Origin of the sequence: Ligilactobacillus agilis DSM 20509, from assembly GCF_001436215.1 — a bacterium.
Lineage (GTDB): Bacteria > Bacillota > Bacilli > Lactobacillales > Lactobacillaceae > Ligilactobacillus > Ligilactobacillus agilis.
In genome coordinates this window covers 44,511-65,921 of sequence record NZ_AYYP01000061.1, presented here as the reverse complement: position 1 = coordinate 65,921, position 21,411 = coordinate 44,511, and the positions used below count along the sequence as shown (strand labels likewise).

At 42.3% G+C, this 21,411-nt stretch carries 19 protein-coding genes and 1 tRNA gene; 4 read left to right on the top strand and 16 right to left on the bottom strand.

Features of this window, described 5'->3' with window-relative positions; genetic code table 11:
• Positions 1 to 67: 67 nt before the first annotated feature.
• The 3 genes from gap to rpoN all read right to left on the bottom strand — a co-directional run bounded on the left by gap (position 68) and on the right by rpoN (position 3,836).
• On the bottom strand, positions 68 to 1,081 hold the full coding sequence (gap, locus tag FC14_RS07705; protein WP_050611680.1) for a type I glyceraldehyde-3-phosphate dehydrogenase: 1,014 nt from the start codon (positions 1,079 to 1,081) through the stop codon (positions 68 to 70).
• 61 nt (positions 1,082 to 1,142) lie between these two features.
• Complete coding sequence (locus tag FC14_RS07700; protein WP_056977168.1) at positions 1,143 to 2,171, bottom strand: sugar-binding transcriptional regulator; 1,029 nt, start codon at positions 2,169 to 2,171, stop codon at positions 1,143 to 1,145.
• Positions 2,172 to 2,522: 351 nt separating this feature from the next.
• Positions 2,523 to 3,836: an RNA polymerase factor sigma-54 gene (gene rpoN / locus FC14_RS07695; protein WP_056977167.1), complete on the bottom strand. Its 1,314-nt coding sequence runs from the start codon at positions 3,834 to 3,836 to the stop codon at positions 2,523 to 2,525.
• Positions 3,837 to 3,909: 73 nt separating this feature from the next.
• On the opposite strand from rpoN, the gene FC14_RS07690 reads away from it, so the two are divergent.
• Positions 3,910 to 3,981 (top strand) — tRNA-Arg (locus FC14_RS07690).
• Positions 3,982 to 4,112: 131 nt separating this feature from the next.
• On the opposite strand, the gene clpP is transcribed toward FC14_RS07690, so the two are convergent.
• The 7 genes from clpP to uvrB all read right to left on the bottom strand — a co-directional run bounded on the left by clpP (position 4,113) and on the right by uvrB (position 13,196).
• Complete coding sequence (gene clpP / locus FC14_RS07685) at positions 4,113 to 4,703, bottom strand: ATP-dependent Clp endopeptidase proteolytic subunit ClpP (RefSeq protein WP_056977166.1); 591 nt, start codon at positions 4,701 to 4,703, stop codon at positions 4,113 to 4,115.
• Positions 4,704 to 4,817: 114 nt separating this feature from the next.
• Positions 4,818 to 5,747, bottom strand: a complete 930-nt coding sequence (whiA, locus tag FC14_RS07680) for a DNA-binding protein WhiA (RefSeq protein ID WP_056977165.1) — start codon at positions 5,745 to 5,747, stop codon at positions 4,818 to 4,820.
• A 21-nt stretch (positions 5,748 to 5,768) separates the two neighbouring features.
• A complete protein-coding gene (locus FC14_RS07675) occupies positions 5,769 to 6,767 on the bottom strand; it encodes a gluconeogenesis factor YvcK family protein (protein WP_056977163.1) in 999 nt (332 codons plus the stop codon).
• A complete protein-coding gene (gene rapZ, locus FC14_RS07670; RefSeq protein ID WP_056977161.1) occupies positions 6,764 to 7,648 on the bottom strand; it encodes an RNase adapter RapZ in 885 nt (294 codons plus the stop codon). Before rapZ ends, FC14_RS07675 begins: the two co-directional genes overlap by 4 nt.
• Positions 7,649 to 7,790: 142 nt before the next feature.
• Positions 7,791 to 8,261 carry an S-ribosylhomocysteine lyase gene (locus tag FC14_RS07665; protein ID WP_050611687.1) on the bottom strand — a complete coding sequence of 157 codons (471 nt, stop codon included), beginning with the start codon at positions 8,259 to 8,261 and terminating at the stop codon, positions 7,791 to 7,793.
• A gap of 61 nt (positions 8,262 to 8,322) precedes the next feature.
• Positions 8,323 to 11,175: an excinuclease ABC subunit UvrA gene (gene uvrA / locus FC14_RS07660; RefSeq protein WP_056977159.1), complete on the bottom strand. Its 2,853-nt coding sequence runs from the start codon at positions 11,173 to 11,175 to the stop codon at positions 8,323 to 8,325.
• Between the two features lie 20 nt (positions 11,176 to 11,195).
• Positions 11,196 to 13,196, bottom strand: a complete 2,001-nt coding sequence (gene uvrB, locus FC14_RS07655) for an excinuclease ABC subunit UvrB (protein ID WP_056977157.1) — start codon at positions 13,194 to 13,196, stop codon at positions 11,196 to 11,198.
• Positions 13,197 to 13,352: 156 nt separating this feature from the next.
• Between uvrB and FC14_RS07650 the strand changes: the two genes are divergently transcribed.
• Genes FC14_RS07650 through FC14_RS07640 form a run of 3 tightly spaced genes read left to right on the top strand, consistent with a single transcriptional unit; the run spans position 13,353 to position 15,620 of the window.
• On the top strand, positions 13,353 to 13,862 hold the full coding sequence (locus FC14_RS07650; RefSeq protein ID WP_056977155.1) for a TetR/AcrR family transcriptional regulator: 510 nt from the start codon (positions 13,353 to 13,355) through the stop codon (positions 13,860 to 13,862).
• Between the two features lie 3 nt (positions 13,863 to 13,865).
• A complete protein-coding gene (locus FC14_RS07645) occupies positions 13,866 to 14,924 on the top strand; it encodes an ABC transporter permease (RefSeq protein ID WP_056977153.1) in 1,059 nt (352 codons plus the stop codon).
• Between the two features lie 21 nt (positions 14,925 to 14,945).
• A complete protein-coding gene (locus FC14_RS07640; RefSeq protein WP_056977151.1) occupies positions 14,946 to 15,620 on the top strand; it encodes an ABC transporter ATP-binding protein in 675 nt (224 codons plus the stop codon).
• Positions 15,621 to 15,678: 58 nt separating this feature from the next.
• On the opposite strand, the gene FC14_RS07635 is transcribed toward FC14_RS07640, so the two are convergent.
• The 6 genes from FC14_RS07635 to FC14_RS07610 form a co-directional block, all read right to left on the bottom strand.
• Positions 15,679 to 17,406, bottom strand: a complete 1,728-nt coding sequence (locus FC14_RS07635) for a phospho-sugar mutase (RefSeq protein ID WP_056977149.1) — start codon at positions 17,404 to 17,406, stop codon at positions 15,679 to 15,681.
• Between the two features lie 321 nt (positions 17,407 to 17,727).
• Entirely contained in the window at positions 17,728 to 18,654 is a 927-nt protein-coding gene (trxB, locus tag FC14_RS07630; RefSeq protein ID WP_050611694.1) for a thioredoxin-disulfide reductase, read from the bottom strand.
• A gap of 65 nt (positions 18,655 to 18,719) precedes the next feature.
• Positions 18,720 to 19,556 carry a prolipoprotein diacylglyceryl transferase gene (gene lgt / locus FC14_RS07625; RefSeq protein ID WP_056977147.1) on the bottom strand — a complete coding sequence of 279 codons (837 nt, stop codon included), beginning with the start codon at positions 19,554 to 19,556 and terminating at the stop codon, positions 18,720 to 18,722.
• A 23-nt stretch (positions 19,557 to 19,579) separates the two neighbouring features.
• Positions 19,580 to 20,512, bottom strand: coding sequence for an HPr(Ser) kinase/phosphatase (gene hprK / locus FC14_RS07620; RefSeq protein WP_056977145.1), 933 nt, complete (start codon positions 20,510 to 20,512; stop codon positions 19,580 to 19,582).
• 141 nt (positions 20,513 to 20,653) lie between these two features.
• Positions 20,654 to 20,998 (bottom strand): phage holin family protein, encoded by a 345-nt coding sequence (locus FC14_RS07615; protein WP_056977143.1) that lies wholly within the window; start codon positions 20,996 to 20,998, stop codon positions 20,654 to 20,656.
• 17 nt (positions 20,999 to 21,015) lie between these two features.
• A complete protein-coding gene (locus tag FC14_RS07610) occupies positions 21,016 to 21,354 on the bottom strand; it encodes a PspC domain-containing protein (protein ID WP_056977141.1) in 339 nt (112 codons plus the stop codon).
• Positions 21,355 to 21,411: the final 57 nt, after the last annotated feature.

The window sequence follows — 21,411 nt, the reverse complement described above, 5'->3', positions numbered from 1 at the left end:
CGGAAGGAGTTTTGCCTCCCCCCGCCTCGAACTTGCAGTAACTTTAATCTTAGCTAAGCGCTAAATTTTAAAGCATGCTTGCAAATTTTTCTAATGTACGGATCATTTGAGCAGTGAAACCTGATTCGTTGTCGTACCATGCAACAGTCTTAACAACTTGGCCTTCACCTTCACCAACAACTTGAGTTTGTGTTGGGTCAAATACTGAACCAAATTCTGTACCGATAATGTCTGAAGATACGATACCATCAGCGTTGTAACCGAATGATGCGTTACCTTCAGTAACTTTCTTAACAGCTTCGTTAACTTCTTCAGCTGTAACAGTCTTGTCAAGAGTTGCAACTAATTCAGTTAATGAACCTGTGATAACTGGAACACGTTGTGCGTGACCATCTAACTTACCGTTCAATTCAGGAACAACTAAACCGATAGCCTTAGCAGCACCAGTTGAGTGAGGAATTGTGTTTTGAGCAGCTGCACGTGCGTTACGTACGTTACCACCACGGTCAGGACCATCTTGTAATTTTTGAGTAGCTGTGTAAGCGTGGATAGTTGTCATAGTACCAGCTTTGATACCGAAGGCATCGTTAACAGCCTTAGCTAATGGTGCTAAGCAGTTTGTTGTACATGAAGCAGCAGAAACGATTTTGTCGTCTGCAGTCAATGTGTCATCGTTAACACCGTAAACGATAGTCTTAACCTTACCTGCAGGAGCAGAAATTAAAACTTTCTTTGCACCAGCTTCTAAGTGAGCTGAAGCTTTTTCTTCAGATGTGTAGAAACCAGTTGATTCAAGAACTAAGTCAACACCGTTGTTCTTAACCCAAGGAATGTTACGTGCATCTGCTTCTGCGTATACAGGGATTTCCTTACCGTTAACAACCAAAGCGTTTTCTGTTGCTGAAATTTCAGCATCGAATTGGCCATGAGCTGTATCATACTTCAACAAGTGTGCTAACATTGCTGGAGAAGTTAAGTCGTTGATAGCAACAACTTCCAAATCATTTGATACTTCAGCAATACGACGGAAAGCTAAACGACCGATACGGCCAAAACCATTAATACCTACTTTAGTAGTCATACTAAAATTTCCTCCTTTAGGAAATAAAAAATTTATTTTAAAAAGTGACGCGACTATAACATCACTCTTTTAAAATCAGTTTGGCAGCTCCTTCATCCGTAATTAGACATGTATTTGAAGGAGCAAGTTGCATGTAAGCGCGAATTGCCTTAGCTTTGGATGAGCCACCCGCAACCGCGAATACACAATCCATTGAAGCGAGGTCTTCTAATTGAAGCCCAATTCTTGGAATCCGGTAAATAATCTTGCCGGTTTCATCAAAGAAATATCCAAAGGCCTCACCTACCGCCTTTTGCTTAGTCAACATTGCAATTATTTCTGGAGACATTGCCCGTCTCTTGGCCATGTGGATTGCCTCGCCAATACTATGAATTGCAACATTACTTGACCTAATCAAGGAAACAACCTCCTGGATAGCAGGTTCTTTCAACAAAGGTCGGTAAGCTTCCTCGCTCACCTGCTCTGGCACATACAAAGCCCGGTGTTTACCCCCGGTCTTAAGCGCCATCTGAGCACAAACATTATTAGCCTGAATTTCAACCCGTTCACCAATTCCCCCTCGTGCTGGGACGAAGGTTAACTGACGTTGGTTACTTAAGTCGGGACTCAAACAATTAGCGACCTGGGCCATTGTTGTCCCACCCATCACCGCAATCGTATTCGGTCCTTCAGGTAATAACATTTTTAAAGTGTCATTGACTAATTTACCCATATTATCAATGACTTGAGGCTGTTTATCACTATCACCCGACACAATCAAGCATCGTTTAATGTGAAGTGCTTTGCTTAATCTTCTTTCCATCTGTTGGAGCCCTAACAGCTGGTCCATCAAGCCGGTCAAACCATAAATGGTTTCTTGACCCTTAGCAGTTAAAATCATGCCCGACTTAGTGACAGAGATTAACTCCTGCTTCTTTAAGAAATCAGTCTCGGTCCGTAAAACCCGCTCACTCATTCCTAAGGTCTGTGCAAGCGAACGTCTACCAACCGGCTGTGCCCAACTGATATTACGCAAGATTATAAAACGCTGGCTCATAACATCAACCATATCAGGGGCGATTAACTCGATCCATTCTAATTCCTGGTGCATCTTATGGCCTCTTTCTCGCGGGACATTCGACGTCCAACAGTGTCGTCTAGCGACCCAGTAAGTTAAAAAAACAAAGTATAATAACAATCGCTACCTATCAGTTAAATTGTTACCACACCTCAATTACGATTAAAATTATAGCAACAAAAGAAATATTTTGCAAGCCAAAGACCGCTTTAATCTCATAAAAAACTGGTAAATACTTAAAGTAATTAAGCATTTACCAGTTTTCCCGAATTTTACTTTAAACTTGTTTCCTTTCAAGCTAAAAGAACGAACATTTTCCCTACTTCCTAGTCGATTAACAAATAATCTCTAACTTTGAATTTCAAAATAAATTCTGTTAAAAGGCTAATCAAACCGTTTTCTCTTACTGGAACTAGGAATATTTAATTGCTCCCGGTATTTAGCAACCGTCCTACGTGAAACAGTTAGTTCTTTTTGTTTCAATAATTCACTGAGCTTTTGATCGGATAGAGGCTTGCGCTTGTCCTCATTAGCAACCAGCTCGCTAATATACTTATGAACATCATCGCTACTTACAGACTCGCCCGTTTCAGTTTGATAATTGACCGCCTGTGAGAAGAAGTGTTTCAGTTCAAAGGTCCCAAAGCTAGTCTGCATATATTTGCCGTTAACCGCCCGGCTGATGGTTGATTCATGCAGCTGTAACTTGTGGGCAACATCCCTTAATAAGAGTGGCTTTAAGGGGTGTTCATCTTTTATAAAGAAATCCCTTTGATAGTCAACAATTTCTTGGCCCACCCGCAAAAGCGTCTGTCCTCTTTGGAGCAAGTCATTATATAGGTGTTCATATTCCTTTTGTTTTTGGGCTAAATACTTTTTGACCTCCTGGTCATCTTGTTTGGCTAAGCGATCATAGTATGACTGTTTGAATTCAAGCTGGGGTTGCGTATACTTGGTTGTTTTTAATTCCAGCTGTTGGTTCGTTTCAATCAAGACTAAATCAGGAATTATGTAACCCACTTGATTTTGGTCATAGGCGGCTCCTGGCGCAGGAGACAAGGTCCTAACGTAATCAAATACCGTCTGAATCTCTGCTAGCCTTACCCCTAATTTTTTCGCGATTTGTTCCCACTTCCGGTCTGCGAAGGCTTCAAACTCGTTTTTAATCACTTGCTGGGCTAACTTGGGAGCATGGGCGTCATTTTCAATTTGAAGCAACAAGCATTCCTGTAAATTACGCGCCCCTACTCCCGGTGGGTCTAAACGTTGAAGTAAAGTTAAAGCATCTAGTAAAGTAATCTCACTAACACCTTGTTCTTCGCTAACGGTCTTTAAATCTAACCGGAGGTAACCGTTAGAATCTAAATGCTCTAATAAATAGATGACCCATTTCCTAATTGGCGTTGCACGCATGGTTAAGTGAATCTGATCCAACAAGTACTCAAACAGTGACTGTTGCTTACGCACACTGGTATAAGTTTGCCAATCATCCTTAGATTCAGCGCCAGCCTGTGAGGAATTATAGTTGGTAGCTAAATTGACACTGATAAAAGGGTTATCTAGTTCCTGTTGTTTAAGGTAAGCTTGTAAATCTTCAGCATTGTAGCGTAATACTTGAATTGACTGTTGCATCCGCTGCGTCATCGCTAGTTTTTGCACCTGTCTTTGCTCTTGACTAAAGCCTTGTTCTAGGGCCATTAAAATTCCTCCAAAAAAAATTTATTTTTATACTTGTAATTTTACATGACTTACGATAATATAATAAGAGTACGCGCCGCTAGTGTAATGGATAGCACGCAAGATTCCGGTTCTTGAAATGAGGGTTCGACTCCCCCGTGGCGCATAACTCAGGCTAGCAGTAAGTGCTAGCCTTTTTTATTAACTTAGATATTATACCATATAAAACGCTTAACAAAAAGTTGGGCCTAAAAAAGACGCGGACTAAATTAGCCCGCGTCTTTTTTAACCTAAAGCTTAAGCTTTTTTCTTGTTTTTCATGATTCCGTCAATCAACCCATATTCTACCGCTTGTTGAGCTGTCATGAAGTTATCACGTTCAGTATCTTTATTGATGGTTTCAATGTCTTGGCCTGATCCATCAGCTAAAATTTGGTTAATCAACTTTCTTGTCTTCAAAATGTGTTCGGCTGCAATTTGAATTTCAGTTGATTGCCCTTGGGCTCCACCTAGTGGTTGGTGAATCATAATTTCAGAGTTAGGTAAAGCAAAGCGCTTGCCCTTAGTCCCGGCTGTTGCAAGCACAGAGGCCATCGAAGCAGCCATCCCCATTACGATTGTTTGCACGTCAGCATTGACAAAGTTCATGGTATCGTAAATAGCTAATCCAGCTGAAACAGAGCCACCTGGAGAATTAATGTACATGTAAATGTCTTTTTCAGGGTCTTGGGCATCTAAGAACAAAAGCTGCGCAATAATTGCGTTAGCCATGTCGTCATTAACTTCCCCAGAAACCATAATAATTCGATCTTTTAATAAACGTGAATAAATATCATAGGCACGTTCACCTTGTGATGATTGTTCAATAACTGTTGGAACTAAATTCATAGTGAGAAACCTCCCAGTATTTTTATCCGTCATGTTTTAGAACTCTCATGACTTTACTGCTAGTTTAATACATTGGTCAAAGAACGTCAAACTTTTTGACCACTTGCTTGAACATTAATTTACCTGCAATTTTTGGGCAAATTCATTTATCTTACGTAGGCGGTGGTTCACGCCGGATTTAGAGATAGGCCCCCCTGCCACCAACTCACCCAATTCCTTTAACGACACCTCTGGGTGGGCCTTTCTTGCCTGGGCTACCGCTTGTAACTTATCCGGCAACTTACTGAGTCCGACCGTCCGCTCAATATAATCAATATTTTCGATCTGCTTTCGCGCCGCGTCAGCAACTTTATTCATATTAGCCGTTTCACAGTTAACAATCCGGTTAACTGAATTGCGCATATCCCGGACAATCCTAATATCCTCGAACTTCAACATGGAATTAGTCGCCCCTATTAAGGATAAGAAGTCAGCGATTTTTTCAGCTTCCTTTAGGTAGGTAATATAGCCGCTACGCCGCTCCGTTTTTCTGGCGTTTAAACCATAGCGATTCATCATTTCGCAAATAGTATTATTATGATCTTCGTACAAGGAATAAATTTCTAAATGATAACGACTTGTTTCCGGATTATTAACCGAACCTGCTGCCAAAAACGCTCCCCGTAAATAAGAGCGGACCTTCGCATCATCATCTAAGAATTTCAGCGGGACTGTCTCCTTAATCTGAAATCCATCCAAGATATCCAGGTCCTTTAAAACATGGTCAGACCCCGTCTTTAGGCGCACAATATAAAGATTATTCTTTTTTAACTTCATCTTGCGTCTAACCAATAGCTCACTATCAATATCATAGAACTGTTTCAATAACTTATAAATTCGCCGGGCAATCGCCGGATTTTCTGTTTGAACATTGAGCACAAATTTATGGTTATAGATTCCCAAAGAGCCATTCATCCGGATTAAGGCCATCAATTCAGCCTTGGCATTTCCAAAATGGACCTCAAGCATCGTTAATTCTTTTTTCACTTCACTTGCATACGACATCTACTGCTCTAGCCTTCCTTCCTAAACAGGCAATTGGCCAATCAGCCGCATTAACTCCTCTACTACCTTATCGCCATCATGAAATACCCCGTGGTCCCGTAGTAAAAGGAAATTGTCGGAAATCACCCGGCAGCCCTGGTCTCGTAACCCCTTAAAATCATAGCGGACTTGGTAGAGGTACTCATCATATTTTTGCCTGTCCATATAATCTGTTGGTACTGGTTCCGTATTAACCAATACCGTGTTAATAAATTTTTTATTCAAATGCTGGTTTAAGACCCTAACATGGTCTGCATCGCTAAACCGTTCTGTTTCACCCTTTTGGGTCATGATATTACAGATATACACCACTTCAGCCTGGGTTTCACAAACCGCTTGCCCCACGTTGCTAATCATTAAGTTGGGCAAAATGCTGGTAAATAAACTGCCCGGTCCTAAAACAATCTGGTCCGCCTCCATGATGGCTTGAATTACTTCTGGACGCGCCTCAGGAAGGGAATCATCCCCCGTAGTTACCCAAACATCGGTGATAGTCTTACCCGCCGCGGTAATCTCAGCTTCACCAGAAATCACCGCCCCATCACTAAAACGGGCGTTTAAAACCAAGGGGATATTAGCAGCGGGATAAACATGCCCATCAACTTTCATCATTTCTGACAATTCTTGGACAGAGCTAAAAATATCCCCCTGTTTCATCTCGGATAAAGCGGCAATCACCAGGTTACCAATTGCGTGTCCCGAAAAGAATTGATCCTTTGACTCAAACCGATACTGAAAAATATCCTTGTAAACCTGGGGTAAATCTGAAAGGGAGACCAAGACATTACGAATGTCACCGGGCGGAACCACGTTAATATAATCGCGGATAATTCCAGAAGAACCTCCATCATCTGCGACCGTTACTACCGCGGTGATATCTGCATTTTCCTTATGCAAGCTATTTAAAATCACAGGCAAGCCTGTCCCGCCACCAATCACCACAATCTTAGGCCGCTTACGTTTGCTTGTAAATTTTGTCATGAGCGGTTAACACTTTCCTTTCGTTTATTCATATCACGGTGTGAAATTCTGACAGGATAGTTAGCCGCTAACGCCTTGCCAATCCTTTCAGCCAATGCTACAGACCGGTGTTGTCCCCCCGTACAACCGATTGCAATCGTCACACTAGATTTTCCTTCACGTTTATACCCTGGTAAAACTGTTTCTAACACCTTAATAAAACTTTGATAAAATTCTTCCGTTGTATCAGAGTTCATGACATACTCACTTACTGCTTGGTCCAAACCGGTCTTATTACGTAATTCAGCAACATAATAAGGGTTAGGCAAGAAGCGGACGTCCATCACAATGTCAGCGTCAATTGGCAGCCCATACTTAAAACCAAAAGACATCACCTCAACGTGAAATGACTTCACGTCATTAGTTTCAAAATTGTGGAAAATTTCTTCACGTAATTGGCGGGGTGACAATTTACTGGTATCAATCACCAATTGGGCTTGGGCTTTAATCGTTGCTAACAACTCACGTTCAAGGTGAACCCCATCTAAAATCCGGCCTTCCATTGCAAGGGGATGCGCCCGCCTTGTTTCCTTATACCGTGCCACCAATTCTTCGTCTGAAGAATCTAAAAACAAGATTTTCTTGTGAACAAAGTCCGTTTCGTCCATTTCAGACAACATTTCTCCAATTTCATCATAAAATGCCCGCGAACGCAGGTCGATTACTAGGGCGACCTTTTTAACCTTACCGGACTCTTTAACTAAATCCCAAAATTTAGGTAACAAGCTAGGGGGCATATTATCTACGCAAAAATACCCTAAATCTTCAAATGATTGCATGGCAACCGTCTTACCTGCACCACTCATTCCTGTTACAATTACCAAACTTTGTGTTTCTGTCATTTTAATCACTCCAAATCAAAGCCAATATAAGAATTATACCATACAAGCCGGGTGTTTCTTCAAAAAATAACTATCTTAAAAAAAGTGCCTAACTTCTGAATTTAACCAAAAGCTAAGCACCCCTTAAATTAAGCAACTTATCCTAAATAACTTTTCTTTCAAATGGGTCAGAAGAAATCCCTTCGGCCAAAATCTTCTTGCACCATTCTTGGGCTGAGAAAAGCGAGTGATCACGATAATTACCACAAGACTTAATGTCTGTGCCTTGAACATCTTCCCATGAAGCATTTAAAATGTCGTTCAAAGAAGCCTTCAGAGCCTTTGCAACCTCTACCGTATCATGCTTTCCCCACATAATTAGGTGAAAACCTGTCCGGCAACCAAATGGTGAACAATCAATCACACCCTCCATGTGGTCACGCAAATAACCAGCCAACATGTGTTCAATTGTATGCAACCCTGCTGTAGGAATGGCATTTTCGTTAGGTTGAACCAAGCGCAAATCAAAGTTAGAAATTTCGTCACCATGCTTTCCTTGCTCAACCGTAATTAAACGAACATAGGGGGCTTTTACCGCCGTGTGATCTAATGTAAAACTTTCTACTTCAGCCAAAAAAATCACTCCTCTAGTATTGATACTTTTTACTCTAGCACCTTTCCTTAAAATTGCAAGGCTACTGCTCGTCAGTGGGCGTAAAATAGTGGCCCTTTTCTAAGATTGGTTTTAGATACTTACCAGTGTAACTAGCACTAACCTTAACTATTTCCTCAGGACTACCGCAAGCCACAATCGTGCCACCACCAGCACCACCTTCAGGTCCAAGGTCAATTAGATAATCAGCCGTCTTAATTACATCTAGGTTATGCTCAATCACTAAGACCGTATTTCCCTTTGAAACTAGGCGCTGTAAGACCTCTAATAGGCGCTTAATATCATCACTGTGTAAACCAGTAGTTGGTTCGTCTAAGATATAAAAGGTCTTGCCATTAGACTTACGGTGCAATTCAGAAGCTAACTTCATCCGTTGAGCCTCCCCCCCAGATAGGGTGGTAGCTGGTTGACCCAGAGCCACGTAACCTAACCCTACGTCAACAATCGTCTGCAATTTGCGTCTTATCTTCGGAATGGCTTCGAAAAATTCTAAGGCTTCTTCAACGGTCATCTCTAAAATTTGGGCAATATTTTTCCCCTTATACTCAACCTCTAACGTTTCGGAGTTATAGCGACTCCCATGACAGACTTCACACGGTACGTAAACGTCCGGCAAGAAGTTCATTTCAATCTTAATAATTCCGTCCCCCTTGCAGGCTTCGCAGCGGCCCCCCTTAACGTTAAAGCTAAAGCGGCCTTTTCCATAGCCCCGTAACTTGGCCTGGTTGGTTTGAGCAAAGAGGGTTCGAATGTCATCAAAAACTCCGGTATAAGTTGCCGGGTTACTTCGTGGTGTCCGCCCAATCGGACTTTGGTCAATATTAATCACCTTTTCGAGTGCTTCAGTTCCAGTGATTTTGGTAAATTTACCTGGCTTTTCGGAGGCGCGGTTCAGCTTTTGAGCCAAGGCTCGTTCCAAAATCATGTTGACTAAGGTTGATTTACCCGAACCTGACACACCTGTCACCGCAATAAATTCACCTAGAGGAAAGCTTACGTCAAGCTTTTTCAAATTATTTTCTTGGGCCCCGTAGATTTTAACAAACTTGCCATTACCACTCCTGCGTCGGTCTGGAATGGGAATAAACTTCTTTCCAGCTAAATATTGTCCGGTTAGCGACTTTTTAGAGCGTGCCACCTGTTTAGGGGTGCCGGCAGCCATAATTTGCCCCCCGTTAGCCCCCGCTCCAGGACCAATATCAATTAAATAATCAGCCGCTCTCATGGTATCTTCATCGTGTTCCACCACAATCAAGGTATTACCTAGTTCACACATCTTCTTTAGGGAAGCAATTAACCGGTCGTTATCTCGTTGGTGGAGCCCAATGGAAGGCTCATCCAAAATGTACATTACTCCGGAGAGGTTAGAGCCAATTTGAGTGGCTAGCCTAATTCTTTGCGCTTCTCCCCCTGATAAGGTTCTTGAAGCCCGGCTTAAGGTCAAGTAATCAAGACCGACGTTTTCCAGGAAGGTCAGCCGGTCACAAATTTCTTTTAAAATCGGTTTAGCAATCTGTTCGTCTTGCGCAGAAAATTGTAACTTGCTAAAGAACTTCAAGCTATCACCGATGGCATAATCAGAAACTTGCCCAATGTGTTGGCCCGCAATTTTAACTGCCAAGGCCTGTTTATTTAACCGGTAACCATGACAGGTCTGGCAAGTTAAACTGGTCATATATTGACGCATTACGTCTCTGGTAAAGTCACTATTAGTTTCCCGGTAGCGCCGCTCAACGTTAGGAATCACCCCTTCAAACTTAGTATCTAAGTCACGCAAGCCGCCAAAGTCACTTTCAAAGGTGAAATGAAAGACCCGGCTGTCGTCACCATATAATACTAACTGCTGGTCTTTTTTAGCTAACTTCTCAAAGGGCGTATCCATATCAATTCCAAACGCCTGACAGGCCTGTTCTAACAAGCTCGGGTAGTATTTAGATGAAATTGGGTTCCAAGGTGCCATTGCCCCCTCACGTAAGGTTTTAGTCCGGTCTGGAACCACCAAGTCTTCGTCAACTTCCAACTTCATCCCCAAGCCATCGCAGTCAGGACAGGCCCCAAACGGTGCGTTAAAAGAAAAAAGGCGTGGTTCTAGCTCACCGATAGTAAACCCACAGTAAGCACAGGCAAAGTTTTCAGAAAATTGCAGTAACTCCCCGTCAATAATTTGCACGCTAGCATATCCATCCGAGAGATGAAGGGCCGCTTCAAAGGAATCAAATAAGCGCGAGCGAATCCCCTCTTTGATGACAATGCGGTCAACCACTACGTCAATCGTATGTTGTTGGTTTTTATCTAATTCAAGCTGCTCTTCAACGTCATGCATTTGCCCATCAATAATTACCCGGACAAACCCTTGGGCCTTAATCTTTTCTAAGACCTTTTTGTGTTGCCCCTTTTTAGCCCGAATAATCGGTGCCAAAATCATTAACTTAGTCCGTTCTGGCAAGGCCAACACCTTATTTACCATTTGTTCTGGTGACTGACTGGTAATCTCATGCCCATCATTAGGACAAACCGGTTTTCCAACCCGGGCCCATAATAAACGCAAGTAGTCATTAATCTCCGTAACCGTTCCTACCGTTGAGCGGGGGTTTTTGGAGGTGGTTTTTTGGTCAATGGAAATAGCTGGAGATAAGCCGTCAATCGAATCAACGTCCGGCTTATCCATCTGACCTAAAAACTGGCGGGCATAAGCCGATAAGCTCTCTACATACCGTCTTTGCCCCTCGGCGTATAGGGTATCAAATGCTAGCGAACTTTTACCCGAACCGGATAAACCAGTCACAACCACTAACTTATCTTTAGGAATTTCTACGTCAATGTTTTTTAAGTTATGAGCTCGTGCACCGTGCACAATAATTTTATTTTGCGCCAAAATCTTTCCCCTCTCTTCGCTTAATCAAGTTGTGCTTTTAACTCTAAAATTGTATCACGTAAAGTAGCAGCCTCTTCAAAGTCTAACTGCTTGGCAGCTTGCTTCATTTGGGCCTCTAAGCTGGCGATTAATGCCTGTTGTTCCTTCTTGTTCATATCAACAAAGTCTAGGTCAAGTTCAGCTTTCTTAGACTTAGCTGCCACCTTTTCCGAAGCGGAAATATTAGCCCGGATTTCTTTTTTAATTGTCTTAGGAACAATATGATGGGCTTCGTTGTAAGCCTCTTGAATTGACCGCCGCCGTTTGGTTTCAGCAATCGCTTTTTGCATCGACTCAGTGACATTGTCTGCGTACATAATCACGTGTCCATGCGCATTGCGGGCAGCCCGCCCGATTGTTTGAATTAAGGAACGTTCATTGCGTAAGAAGCCTTCCTTATCCGCATCTAAAATCACAATCAAGGAGACCTCCGGCACATCAATTCCTTCCCGTAAAAGGTTAATTCCCACTAAGACATCAAATTTTCCTAGGCGTAAATCCCTAATTAAGCGGGTTCTTTCTAAGGTTTTAATGTCTGAGTGAAGGTAGCGGACCTTGATGCTTAACTCCTTGAAGTAGTCGGTTAAATCTTCCGCCATCTTTTTAGTTAAGGTCGTTACAAAGACCCGCTCATCGGCTTCGATGCGCTTTTGAATTTCGGCTACCAAATCATCCATCTGCCCCATACTTGGTCTAACATCAATAGTCGGATCAAGCAAGCCAGTTGGCCGAATAATCTGTTGAACCACCGTAGCGGTTTGTTCCATCTCATAAGGACCAGGAGTAGCCGACATATAGATAATTTGGTTAACGTGCTTTTCAAACTCACTCAACTGTAAGGGCCGATTATCTAAGGCCGATGGTAGTCTAAAACCATAATCGACTAACATTTGCTTACGTGAGCGGTCCCCATTATACATTCCACGCACTTGGGGCATAGTCACATGAGATTCGTCTACCACGATTAAGAAGTCTTTGGGAAAGAAGTCTAACAAGGTATAGGGTGGCTGACCTGGCCGTCTGCCATCCATGTGCCGTGAATAGTTTTCAATTCCCGAGCAATATCCCATTTCCCGGAGCATTTCAATATCATAAGTAGTTCTTTGCTTTAAGCGCTGAGCTTCTAAAAGTTTTTCTTCTGCAGTTAGCTCTGCTACTCGCTCAGTTAATTCACTTTCAATTCCATCAATTGCCACCTTCAACCGGTCTTCATTAGTCATAAAGTGGGTAGCAGGGAAGATAGCCACGTGTTCTCTTTGACCATAAACTTCCCCCGTTAAGGGATCGACTTCGCGAATCCGGTCAATTTCATCACCAAAAAATTCGACCCGCAAAGCCTTATCATCACGTGAGGCCGGGAAAATCTCCACTACATCGCCTCTTACCCGAAAACGGCCCCGTTGAAAGTCAATGTCATTACGCTCAAACTGAATATCGACCAAGGAACGTAACAATTTGTCCCGACTCAATTCTTGCCCCACTCGCAGTGAGAGGGTGTGTTCCCGGTATTCGGTCGGATCCCCTAACCCAAAAATTGACGAAACGGACGCCACCACGATGACGTCATTTCGCTCTAAGAGGGAACTAGTAGCCGAGTGTCGTAACTTATCAATCTCATCATTAATACTTGAATCCTTTTCAATGTAAGTATCACTAGAAGGTACGTAGGCTTCGGGTTGATAGTAATCGTAGTAGGAAACAAAGTATTCCACCGCGTTATTGGGGAAGAATTCCTTAAACTCTCCGTATAACTGCCCTGCTAAGGTCTTGTTATGTGCTAACACCAAGGTTGGTTTATTAACATTTTTAATTACATTTGAAATGGTAAAGGTTTTCCCCGTTCCCGTTGCCCCTAACAAAATTTGGGCTTTTTTACCAGCCTTAAGCCCGGCGGTCAATTCTTCAATGGCTTCTGGCTGATCACCTGTTGGCTGGTAATCCGAGACTAATTCAAATTTTCGGTCTGCTTGTCTTTCAATCACTCTTTACCCCTCATTTCTAGCTTAAAATCCTTTATAATCATACCACACCGAACGTATTTTCACAGCTAATTTGTCTTTTCTGAGTTGACAGCGTGTCACTTTAAAGTTATACTTGTAATCACCAAGTGACACAATGTCACCAAAGGAGTTATATTTATGGTAAAAAGCACTTTTCTTAACCTACCCGCCGAAAAACAGGCCCGCATCACCCAGGCGCTATTGCACGAATTTTCGCGCGTTCCCTTGGCAACTGCCCAAGTCGCCCCAATCATTAAGCAAGCACAAATTGCCCGCGGAGCCTTTTATAAATATTTTACTGACCTAACTGATGCCTACCAATATCTATATCAGTTAGCGCTAGCAGACATTCACCAAGACCTTAATTTCAGCAAGGCACTGACCGCTAAGGACTACATCTTACTAATCACAAACTTCTTAAGCGGAACGAAAAATAGTCCTTACTACGACTTCATCCGCCTAAGCGTTACCCAAAACGATTATTTCCTTAGACTTCATTCTCCAATGAAGCAACTGGCTTCAAAGGACTGGGCGGTTGCTACTCTCTGTCACGAAGCTATTTTTGCCTGCTTACTTGAGCCAGAGCACCAAGAGTTGTACCTTGCGCGGTTAGAGGAAGCATTAACCACTTTTTTGAAAGGAGTCTAGCTTATGTTTTTAGCCCTCAAAGAATTTCGGTACGAAAAACTACGGTATAGCTTGATTGTCGTTATGTTTTTACTCATCAGCTACCTGATTTTCATTTTGACTGGCCTGGCCTTTGGCTTAGCTAATCAAAACACTAATGCCATCAATAACTGGCACTTCAAGCAAATTGTCCTCAATCAAGATGCCAATGTTAACTTAAACCAATCCTTATTGACCAAGGAAATGGTTGCCACCCTCCCGCAAAATGCCCACACCGCTTTAATCGGGCAGGCTTCCATTGTTGTAAAAAAGCCTCACCACGCCAACGTTGGTGCTAGTTTTATCGGCTTAAAGCCCCAGCAGTTCATCTACCGCAACCTTAAATTAACCGCCGGTAAAATGCCCACTAACTCACACCAGTTAGTAGTCGATGAAAACTTCAAAAATAGTGGCTACCACTTAAACGATACGGTCACCCTCAATTCTCTCAAGGATAAATTTAAAATTGTTGGTTTCGTTAAAAATCATCAATACAATGTCGCCCCAGTCGCTTACGGCCAGTTAACGGCTTGGCAAAACCTTAAAAACGTTGGCCCCAACTTCACAGCTAGCGCCCTTTTAAGCAAAGAAAAGTTGCATTTTAAGGCAACCAATCTCAAGACCTACTCGGTCACCCAGCTAATCAATAAATTGCCTGGTTATAGCGCCCAAAACCTCACCTTCGCCTTAATGATTGGCTTTTTGCTGGTAATTTCTTTAATTATAATTGCAGTATTCTTATACATTATTACCATTCAAAAACTACCTAACTACGCTGTTTTACGAGCGCAAGGAATTCCGGCTAAAACCTTAGTAGCAACTACCATCATCCAGGCTATGCTACTGGCTTTAAGCGGGACCATTTTAGGCGGACTCTTAACCTGGTTAAGTGCACTATTCATCCCCAAGGCGGCCCCGATTTTCTTTGACCCAGTCGCGCTTGGCTTAGTGGCGGCAGGCCTCTTATTTGCTAGCCTACTTGGAAGTTTACTGCCCGTTAGAACCATCTTAAAAGTCGACCCCGTCACAGTTATCAACAGCTAACCAAATAGAAAGGAAAAAGTTATGGCAACCATTGAACTAATAAATATCAGTAAAACCTTTGGGAGTGGTTTAGGTCAAGTCACTGCTTTAAAAAACGTCAATTTCAAAGCAGATAAAGGGCAACTTATTTTAATTTTGGGTCCATCCGGTTCTGGTAAAAGTACCTTTTTGACAATCCTTGGTAGCTTACAAACCCCTAGCAGTGGCCAGGTCAAACTGAATGGACTTGATTTAGCCCAACTTTCCTCGCGCCAACAAGAAAAGATTCGGTTAGAAAAAATTGGTTTTGTACTTCAAGCTTACAACTTAGTTCCTTACTTAAAGGTCAAAGATCAATTTAATTTCGTTAGCCGGATTAAGAAAAGTAATAACCTCTCTTCTGCTAAACTCAATGCCTTGCTGGCTAAACTAGAAATTGCCGACTTAGTGGATAAGTACCCTGCTAACCTATCAGGGGGGCAAAATCAACGGGTGGCTATCGCCCGGGCCCTCTACACTAACCCTGAAATTATCCTGGCTGATGAGCCTACCGCCGCTTTGGATAGTCACCGGGTTGAGGAAGTTGGCTTAATGCTTCATGACTTAGCTCAAAAAGAAAATAAGGCTGTAATCGTGGTTACACATGACCTTAGGTTGCGTAAGCATGCCGACTCCATCTACCAAATCACCGATGGGATTTTAACTAAAGAAGCCTAGCAAAAAGGATGCACAAATGAACAATTCATCTGTGCATCCTTTTAATTTAGTTCAGTTCTTAACCTTTAACAAAGGCAGTGATTGCATCTTCAAAGGCAGCCCGTTTTTCTTCCGCCTTAGCCAAACTATCTGCTTGGGTCCCAATATAGAACTTAATCTTTGGTTCTGTCCCTGATGGACGTACTGCAATCCAAGTTCCATCTGCTAAGATATATTTCAATACGTTTGAAGTTGGCAGGTCAATCTTTGTAACCGTTCCGTCTGCCAAACGTTTTTCTGACTTAGCAAAGTCTTCCAAGGCAGCCACTTCGTAGCCGGCAAATTCACTAGGAGCATCGTTTCTGAACTTAGTCATCAAGTCAGCAATTTCTTTAGCCCCTTCAACCCCATCAAACGTTAAGGAAATGGTCTTTTCAGCATAGTAACCATGCTTTTCAAATAATTCTTGCAAACCATCGTAGAGGTTCTTGCCTTGTTTCTTGTAGTAAGCAGCTACTTCAGCTAACATTACTAGTGATTGAATTGCATCCTTATCGCGAACGAATGGCCGTACTAAGTAACCGTAACTTTCTTCAAAGCCCATCATGAAAGTATGTTCATTGGTATCTTCAAAGTGCTTGATTTGTTCGGCGATAAACTTGAAGCCGGTTAACACGTTAATCATTTCTACTCCGTAGCTAGCAGCCACCTTGGTTGCAAATTCACTAGAAACGATTGACTTAACAGCGGCTGCGTTAGCTGGTAAACTACCGGCTTCCTTGTGTGCAGTTAAAATGTAATTTAACATTACGGCTGCAATTTGGTTACCAGTCAAGAGTTGGTAGTCACCATTTGGTTGCCGAACAGCTGCCCCTAACCGGTCGGCATCAGGGTCAACTGCTACTAGGAGATCAGCCCCTTCTTTCTTACCCAATTCAATTGCCAAATTAAAGGCGGCTGGATCTTCTGGGTTAGGTTTCTTAACGGTGGTGAAGTCTGAATCTGGCTTGGATTGTTCAGGCACCATCGTGAAGTTTTCAAAGCCTGCTTGACGCAAAGCCTTTTCCCCTAGCATTGCCCCAGTTCCGTGTAATGGGCTAAAGATTAACTTCATCGTCTTGCCTTCTTCAGCCACTAATTCCTTGTTAATCGTTACAGTCTTGACTTGGTCTAGGTAGTCTTGGTCTACTTCGGCCCCGATAACCTTCAAGACACCGGCGTCAATTAATTCTTCCTTGGAAGCAACCTTAATTGCAAATAAGTCGTCCACTTCCCGAATGTACTTTGTAATCAAGTCTGATTCTTTTGGTGGCATTTGGGCGCCATCTTCCCCATAAATCTTGTAACCATTATATTCCTTTGGGTTATGACTAGCAGTAATCATAATCCCGGCGTATGTATGCAAATGTCTAACCGTAAAGGAAAGTTCTGGGGTAGGACGTAAGCTTTCAAATACAAAGGTTGGAATCCCTTGTGCCCCTAAAACCCTAGCAGCTTCAAAGGCAAAGTCTTGTGAATGGTGCCGTGAATCATAGCTGATTGCGACCCCACGATTTCTAGTAGCTTCATCTAAAGTCAACATGAAGGCTGCTAACCCAGCAGTTGCTTGGCGAACAGTGTAAATATTCATGCGGTTAATTCCGGCACCTAGAAGGCCACGCATTCCAGCAGTCCCAAATTCCATTGGGGTGTAAAAGGCATCTTCTAACGCTGCGTCATTACCAGCTAAATTAGCTAGTTCATCCTTTAACTCAGCATCTAAATCTGCATAATCTTTCCAAGTGTTATAAGTTTCTTTCCAACTCATGAAATCACTCCCTAATTTAACTATTACCTAAAGTAATATCCGTCTACTGGATACAACTAATCAGTTCAATATTTAACTCCATCAACTAACCGCGCTTGATTAAGCTAAATACTAAAACGTAACCATCATATATCCGTTTACATTATAGCATATTTATTTAGTTGCGGGCTTTGAAAACAAAATTGGAAATAAAATTAGTTAAAGTTTTCATTCTTTTCTTACGAACTTAATTGTCAGCCTAGGCTTACATCAGTTACCAGCCGGTTAAATAATTAGCCCCCAGCAAAAGGCCAATCAAACTTTTTGCTGGGGGCTTGGTAATTATTTAATTGTTTGTAGGTAGTTAAAGGCTTCTTGCCCGGCAATTCCGCCATCACCAACGGCAGTTGTAATTTGGCGTAAGTTTTTCTTTCTAACGTCACCTAAAGCGTAAATTCCAGGAATCTTCGTTTCCATCCGGTCGTTGGTTTCAATCCAACCCGCTTCATCGGTAATCCCTAGATTTTGGAAAGCCTCTGTCATTGGTTCAATCCCAACGTAAATAAAGACCCCACTAGCTTCGATTTCGCTATCTTCACCAGTTTTTTTGTTGTGAACTAATAAGCCGGTTACCTTTTGACCGTCACCCTTAATTTCTTTGACAACGGTATCCCAAGTAAAGGTCATCTTATCGTTGGCAAAAGCCCGTTGTTGGATGATTGCTTGCGCCCGGAGTTGGTCACGTCTGTGGATAACATTCACGTTTTGGGCTAATTGAGTAAGGTAAATTCCTTCTTCAATTGCCGAATCACCACCGCCAACGACTGCTACTTTTTTATCCCTAAAGAAGGCCCCGTCGCAAACGGCGCAGTATGAGACCCCCCGGCCACCATACTCTTCTTCGCCGGGAACACCTAATTTTCTGTGCTGCGAACCAGTTGCAATAATTACAACCGGTGCCTGGTATTCATCACTATCAGTCTTAACCAACTTTAAATTATCAGCTACTAATTCGACGCTTTCAACGTTACCATAAGCGTATTCAGCCCCAAATTGAATGGTACTTTCATACATTTTTTCCGCCAAATCAGGACCAAGAATTGACTTGTAACCAGGATAGTTTTCAACTTCCGCGGTATTGTTCATCTGCCCACCATAAATTCCCCGATCTAGCATTAAAACCTTAAGGTTAGCCCGGGAAGCGTATAAGGCAGCCGTCATTCCCCCAGGACCTGCACCAATTACGATTACATCATATTCTTTTGCCATGTTATCACCTTTCAAATCTATTTACTTACTCTCATTAACATCACTTACTTTTTGTTAGTATAACATTATTTAGTTTTTTGTAAAGTATCTTGCTTACTACCGTCTACATACCACGCATTAAGTGGATTATAGTAGCGCCGGTAAGCCCAAATTCCTAAAGCAACTATAAAGAGAACCACTGATAACCACTGCGAAACACGTAATCCTCCCAGCATTAAACTATCCGTCCGCATTCCTTCAATAAAGAAGCGGCCAAAGGAATACCATAAAACGTAGCTTAAAAACACTTCTCCTTGCTTAAAGAGTCCTTGCCGATGGCGGAGACTAATTAAAATTAAAAAGCCTAACACATCCCACAGTGACTCATATAAAAAGGTTGGTTGGTAGTAATTTCCGTTAATATACATTTGGTTAATAATAAAGGCTGGCAAATGTAACTGGTGTAAGAAACTTAAGCTAGTTACCCCGCCGTGGGCTTCTTGGTTAATAAAGTTCCCCCAGCGGCCGATACCTTGAGCCAAAATTACCGTGGGGGCAATCACATCCAAAAATAACCAGGCGGAAATCTGCTTTTGCCGGCAAAAAATGATTAGGACAATTAAGGCTCCGATTAAAGCCCCGTAGATGGCAATTCCTCCATCCCAAATACGATAAATTTCACTGGGATGGCTGGCATAATAAGGCCACTGAAAAATAACATAGTAACTTCTAGCGGTTATCAAAGCTACCGGTAGCGCCCAAAGCAAGAAATCATAAAAATCATCTTCTACTAAACCCCGTTTTTTACCTTCAATCACCGCTAAGGTAACCGCTATGATCACCGCACTTGCAATAATCACCCCATACCAGTGAACTGACAGGGGACCTAATTTCAGTGCGATTGGATTAATAGCACTTAACATCGCTGCTCTTCTCTCTTTTCTTGTTAGTCTTGTGAATTTTCTTGAATCAAACTATTAAGGTTGCGTTCAAAGGCCTTGGTAGCGTCATACCCCATTGTCTTAGCCCGGTAATTCATCGCAGCTGCCTCAATAATAATGGCCATATTCCGCCCTACCTTAACTGGAATGGTAATCTTAGGAATTGCCACGTCAAAAATTTGGACTGATTGTTCGCCACTACCTAAACGATCGAATTGCTTATCCTTGCTCCAGTTTTCAAGGTGCACAATCAAAGAAATATCGGTAGAAGTCCGCACAGCCCCCGCCCCAAAGAGGTTCATGACATCAATAATGCCAACTCCCCTAATTTCTAAGAGGTGCTGTAAAATCTTAGGTGCTTCCCCAATAATAGTTTGCTCATCTTGTTGATAGACTTCTACCCGGTCATCGGCAATTAACCGGTGGCCCCGCTTAATTAAGTCCAGGGCTGTTTCTGACTTACCAACTCCTGAGTCACCAGTGATTAAGACCCCTAGTCCATAAATATCGACTAAAACCCCGTGCAGGGATTTTCTTTCAGCCAACTTACTTTCTAAGTAGTCGGTTAATTTGGATGACAACCTAGTGGTTGGCAATTTTGACCGTAAAATTGGAATCTGGTGCTCTTTAGCCGCTTGTTCCATTTCTTCAGGAACCGATAGGTAGCGGGAAATCACAAAACAAGGGGTATTTTCGCCACACATCCGCTCCATAATTTCCTTTCTGGCAGCCGGCTCCATCTTATGGGCGTAAGAAATCTCGGTCATTCCCATTAATTGCACCCGTTCTTCAGGATAATAATCGAAATAGCCGGTTAATTCCAGGCCCGGACGTGAAATATCACTGGTGGTGATAAACCGTTCTTTTAGATACATTCCTCCCGAATAAACAATTAAACCATTAGCATCTACCAATTCAGCTACACTTACTTTATTCACATTAATCACTCCCCGTATTTAACTACGATAATCTTATTTTACCATTTTGTAACCGGTTTACCACCAACTAAAAGGATTTCGCTATAAAAAAAATAGTTTCTCGCAACCTCAGTCGTGAAAAACTATCTAAACGCTAAGTTCTTACCGAGCCAAATAGTTGGTAATAACCAAGTTTACCACGCTTAAAATCAAAGCGACGATTAAGGCCGAACTAAAGTTGGCAAACTCAAAGGCATTCCCAACAAAAGTCGATGTCATTTCTAACATCAAGGCATTAATTACCCAGTAAAAGAAGCCTAAGGTTAGAAAGGTAATTGGAAGCGAGATTAATACCAAAAATGGCTTCACAAACATATTTAAAACCCCTAAAACTACTGCTGCCACAAAGGCCATCCAAATTGACCCAACATGAAAAATTTCCGGAAAAAAGCCTGCTAAGGCAATGAAAGTTAACGCATTAACGGCTGCCCTTTGCCAAAATCCCAAAATAATTCCTCCTCTAGTTAATGGATGTCACGTTCCCGTGCATCTTTAATAATTTTTCGCCCAGACTTAGTGTACTCAGAGTTTGTCTGGTTTGGTTTAGCAGTCTGACCAGTAAATAATTTGAATAAATCAAAATATGAAAACTGCTCTTGCTGCGGATTCAATGGCATCACCAACGCCAAGATGATATAAATTCCTACCGGCACTACTGAAAGGTGGGGTAATATCCCACAAATTAACGTAGCTGCTACAAAACTCAACCGGACCGTCTTAACTTTTATGTTAAAATACTCGGCTAGCCCGGCACAAACACCGGCAATCAAGCGGTTATGAGACCGATACAATTTCTTAGCCATTAAACTTCCTCCCACATTCACTATTCTTAACTTAATTCTACCTACTTTGAGCCCTTG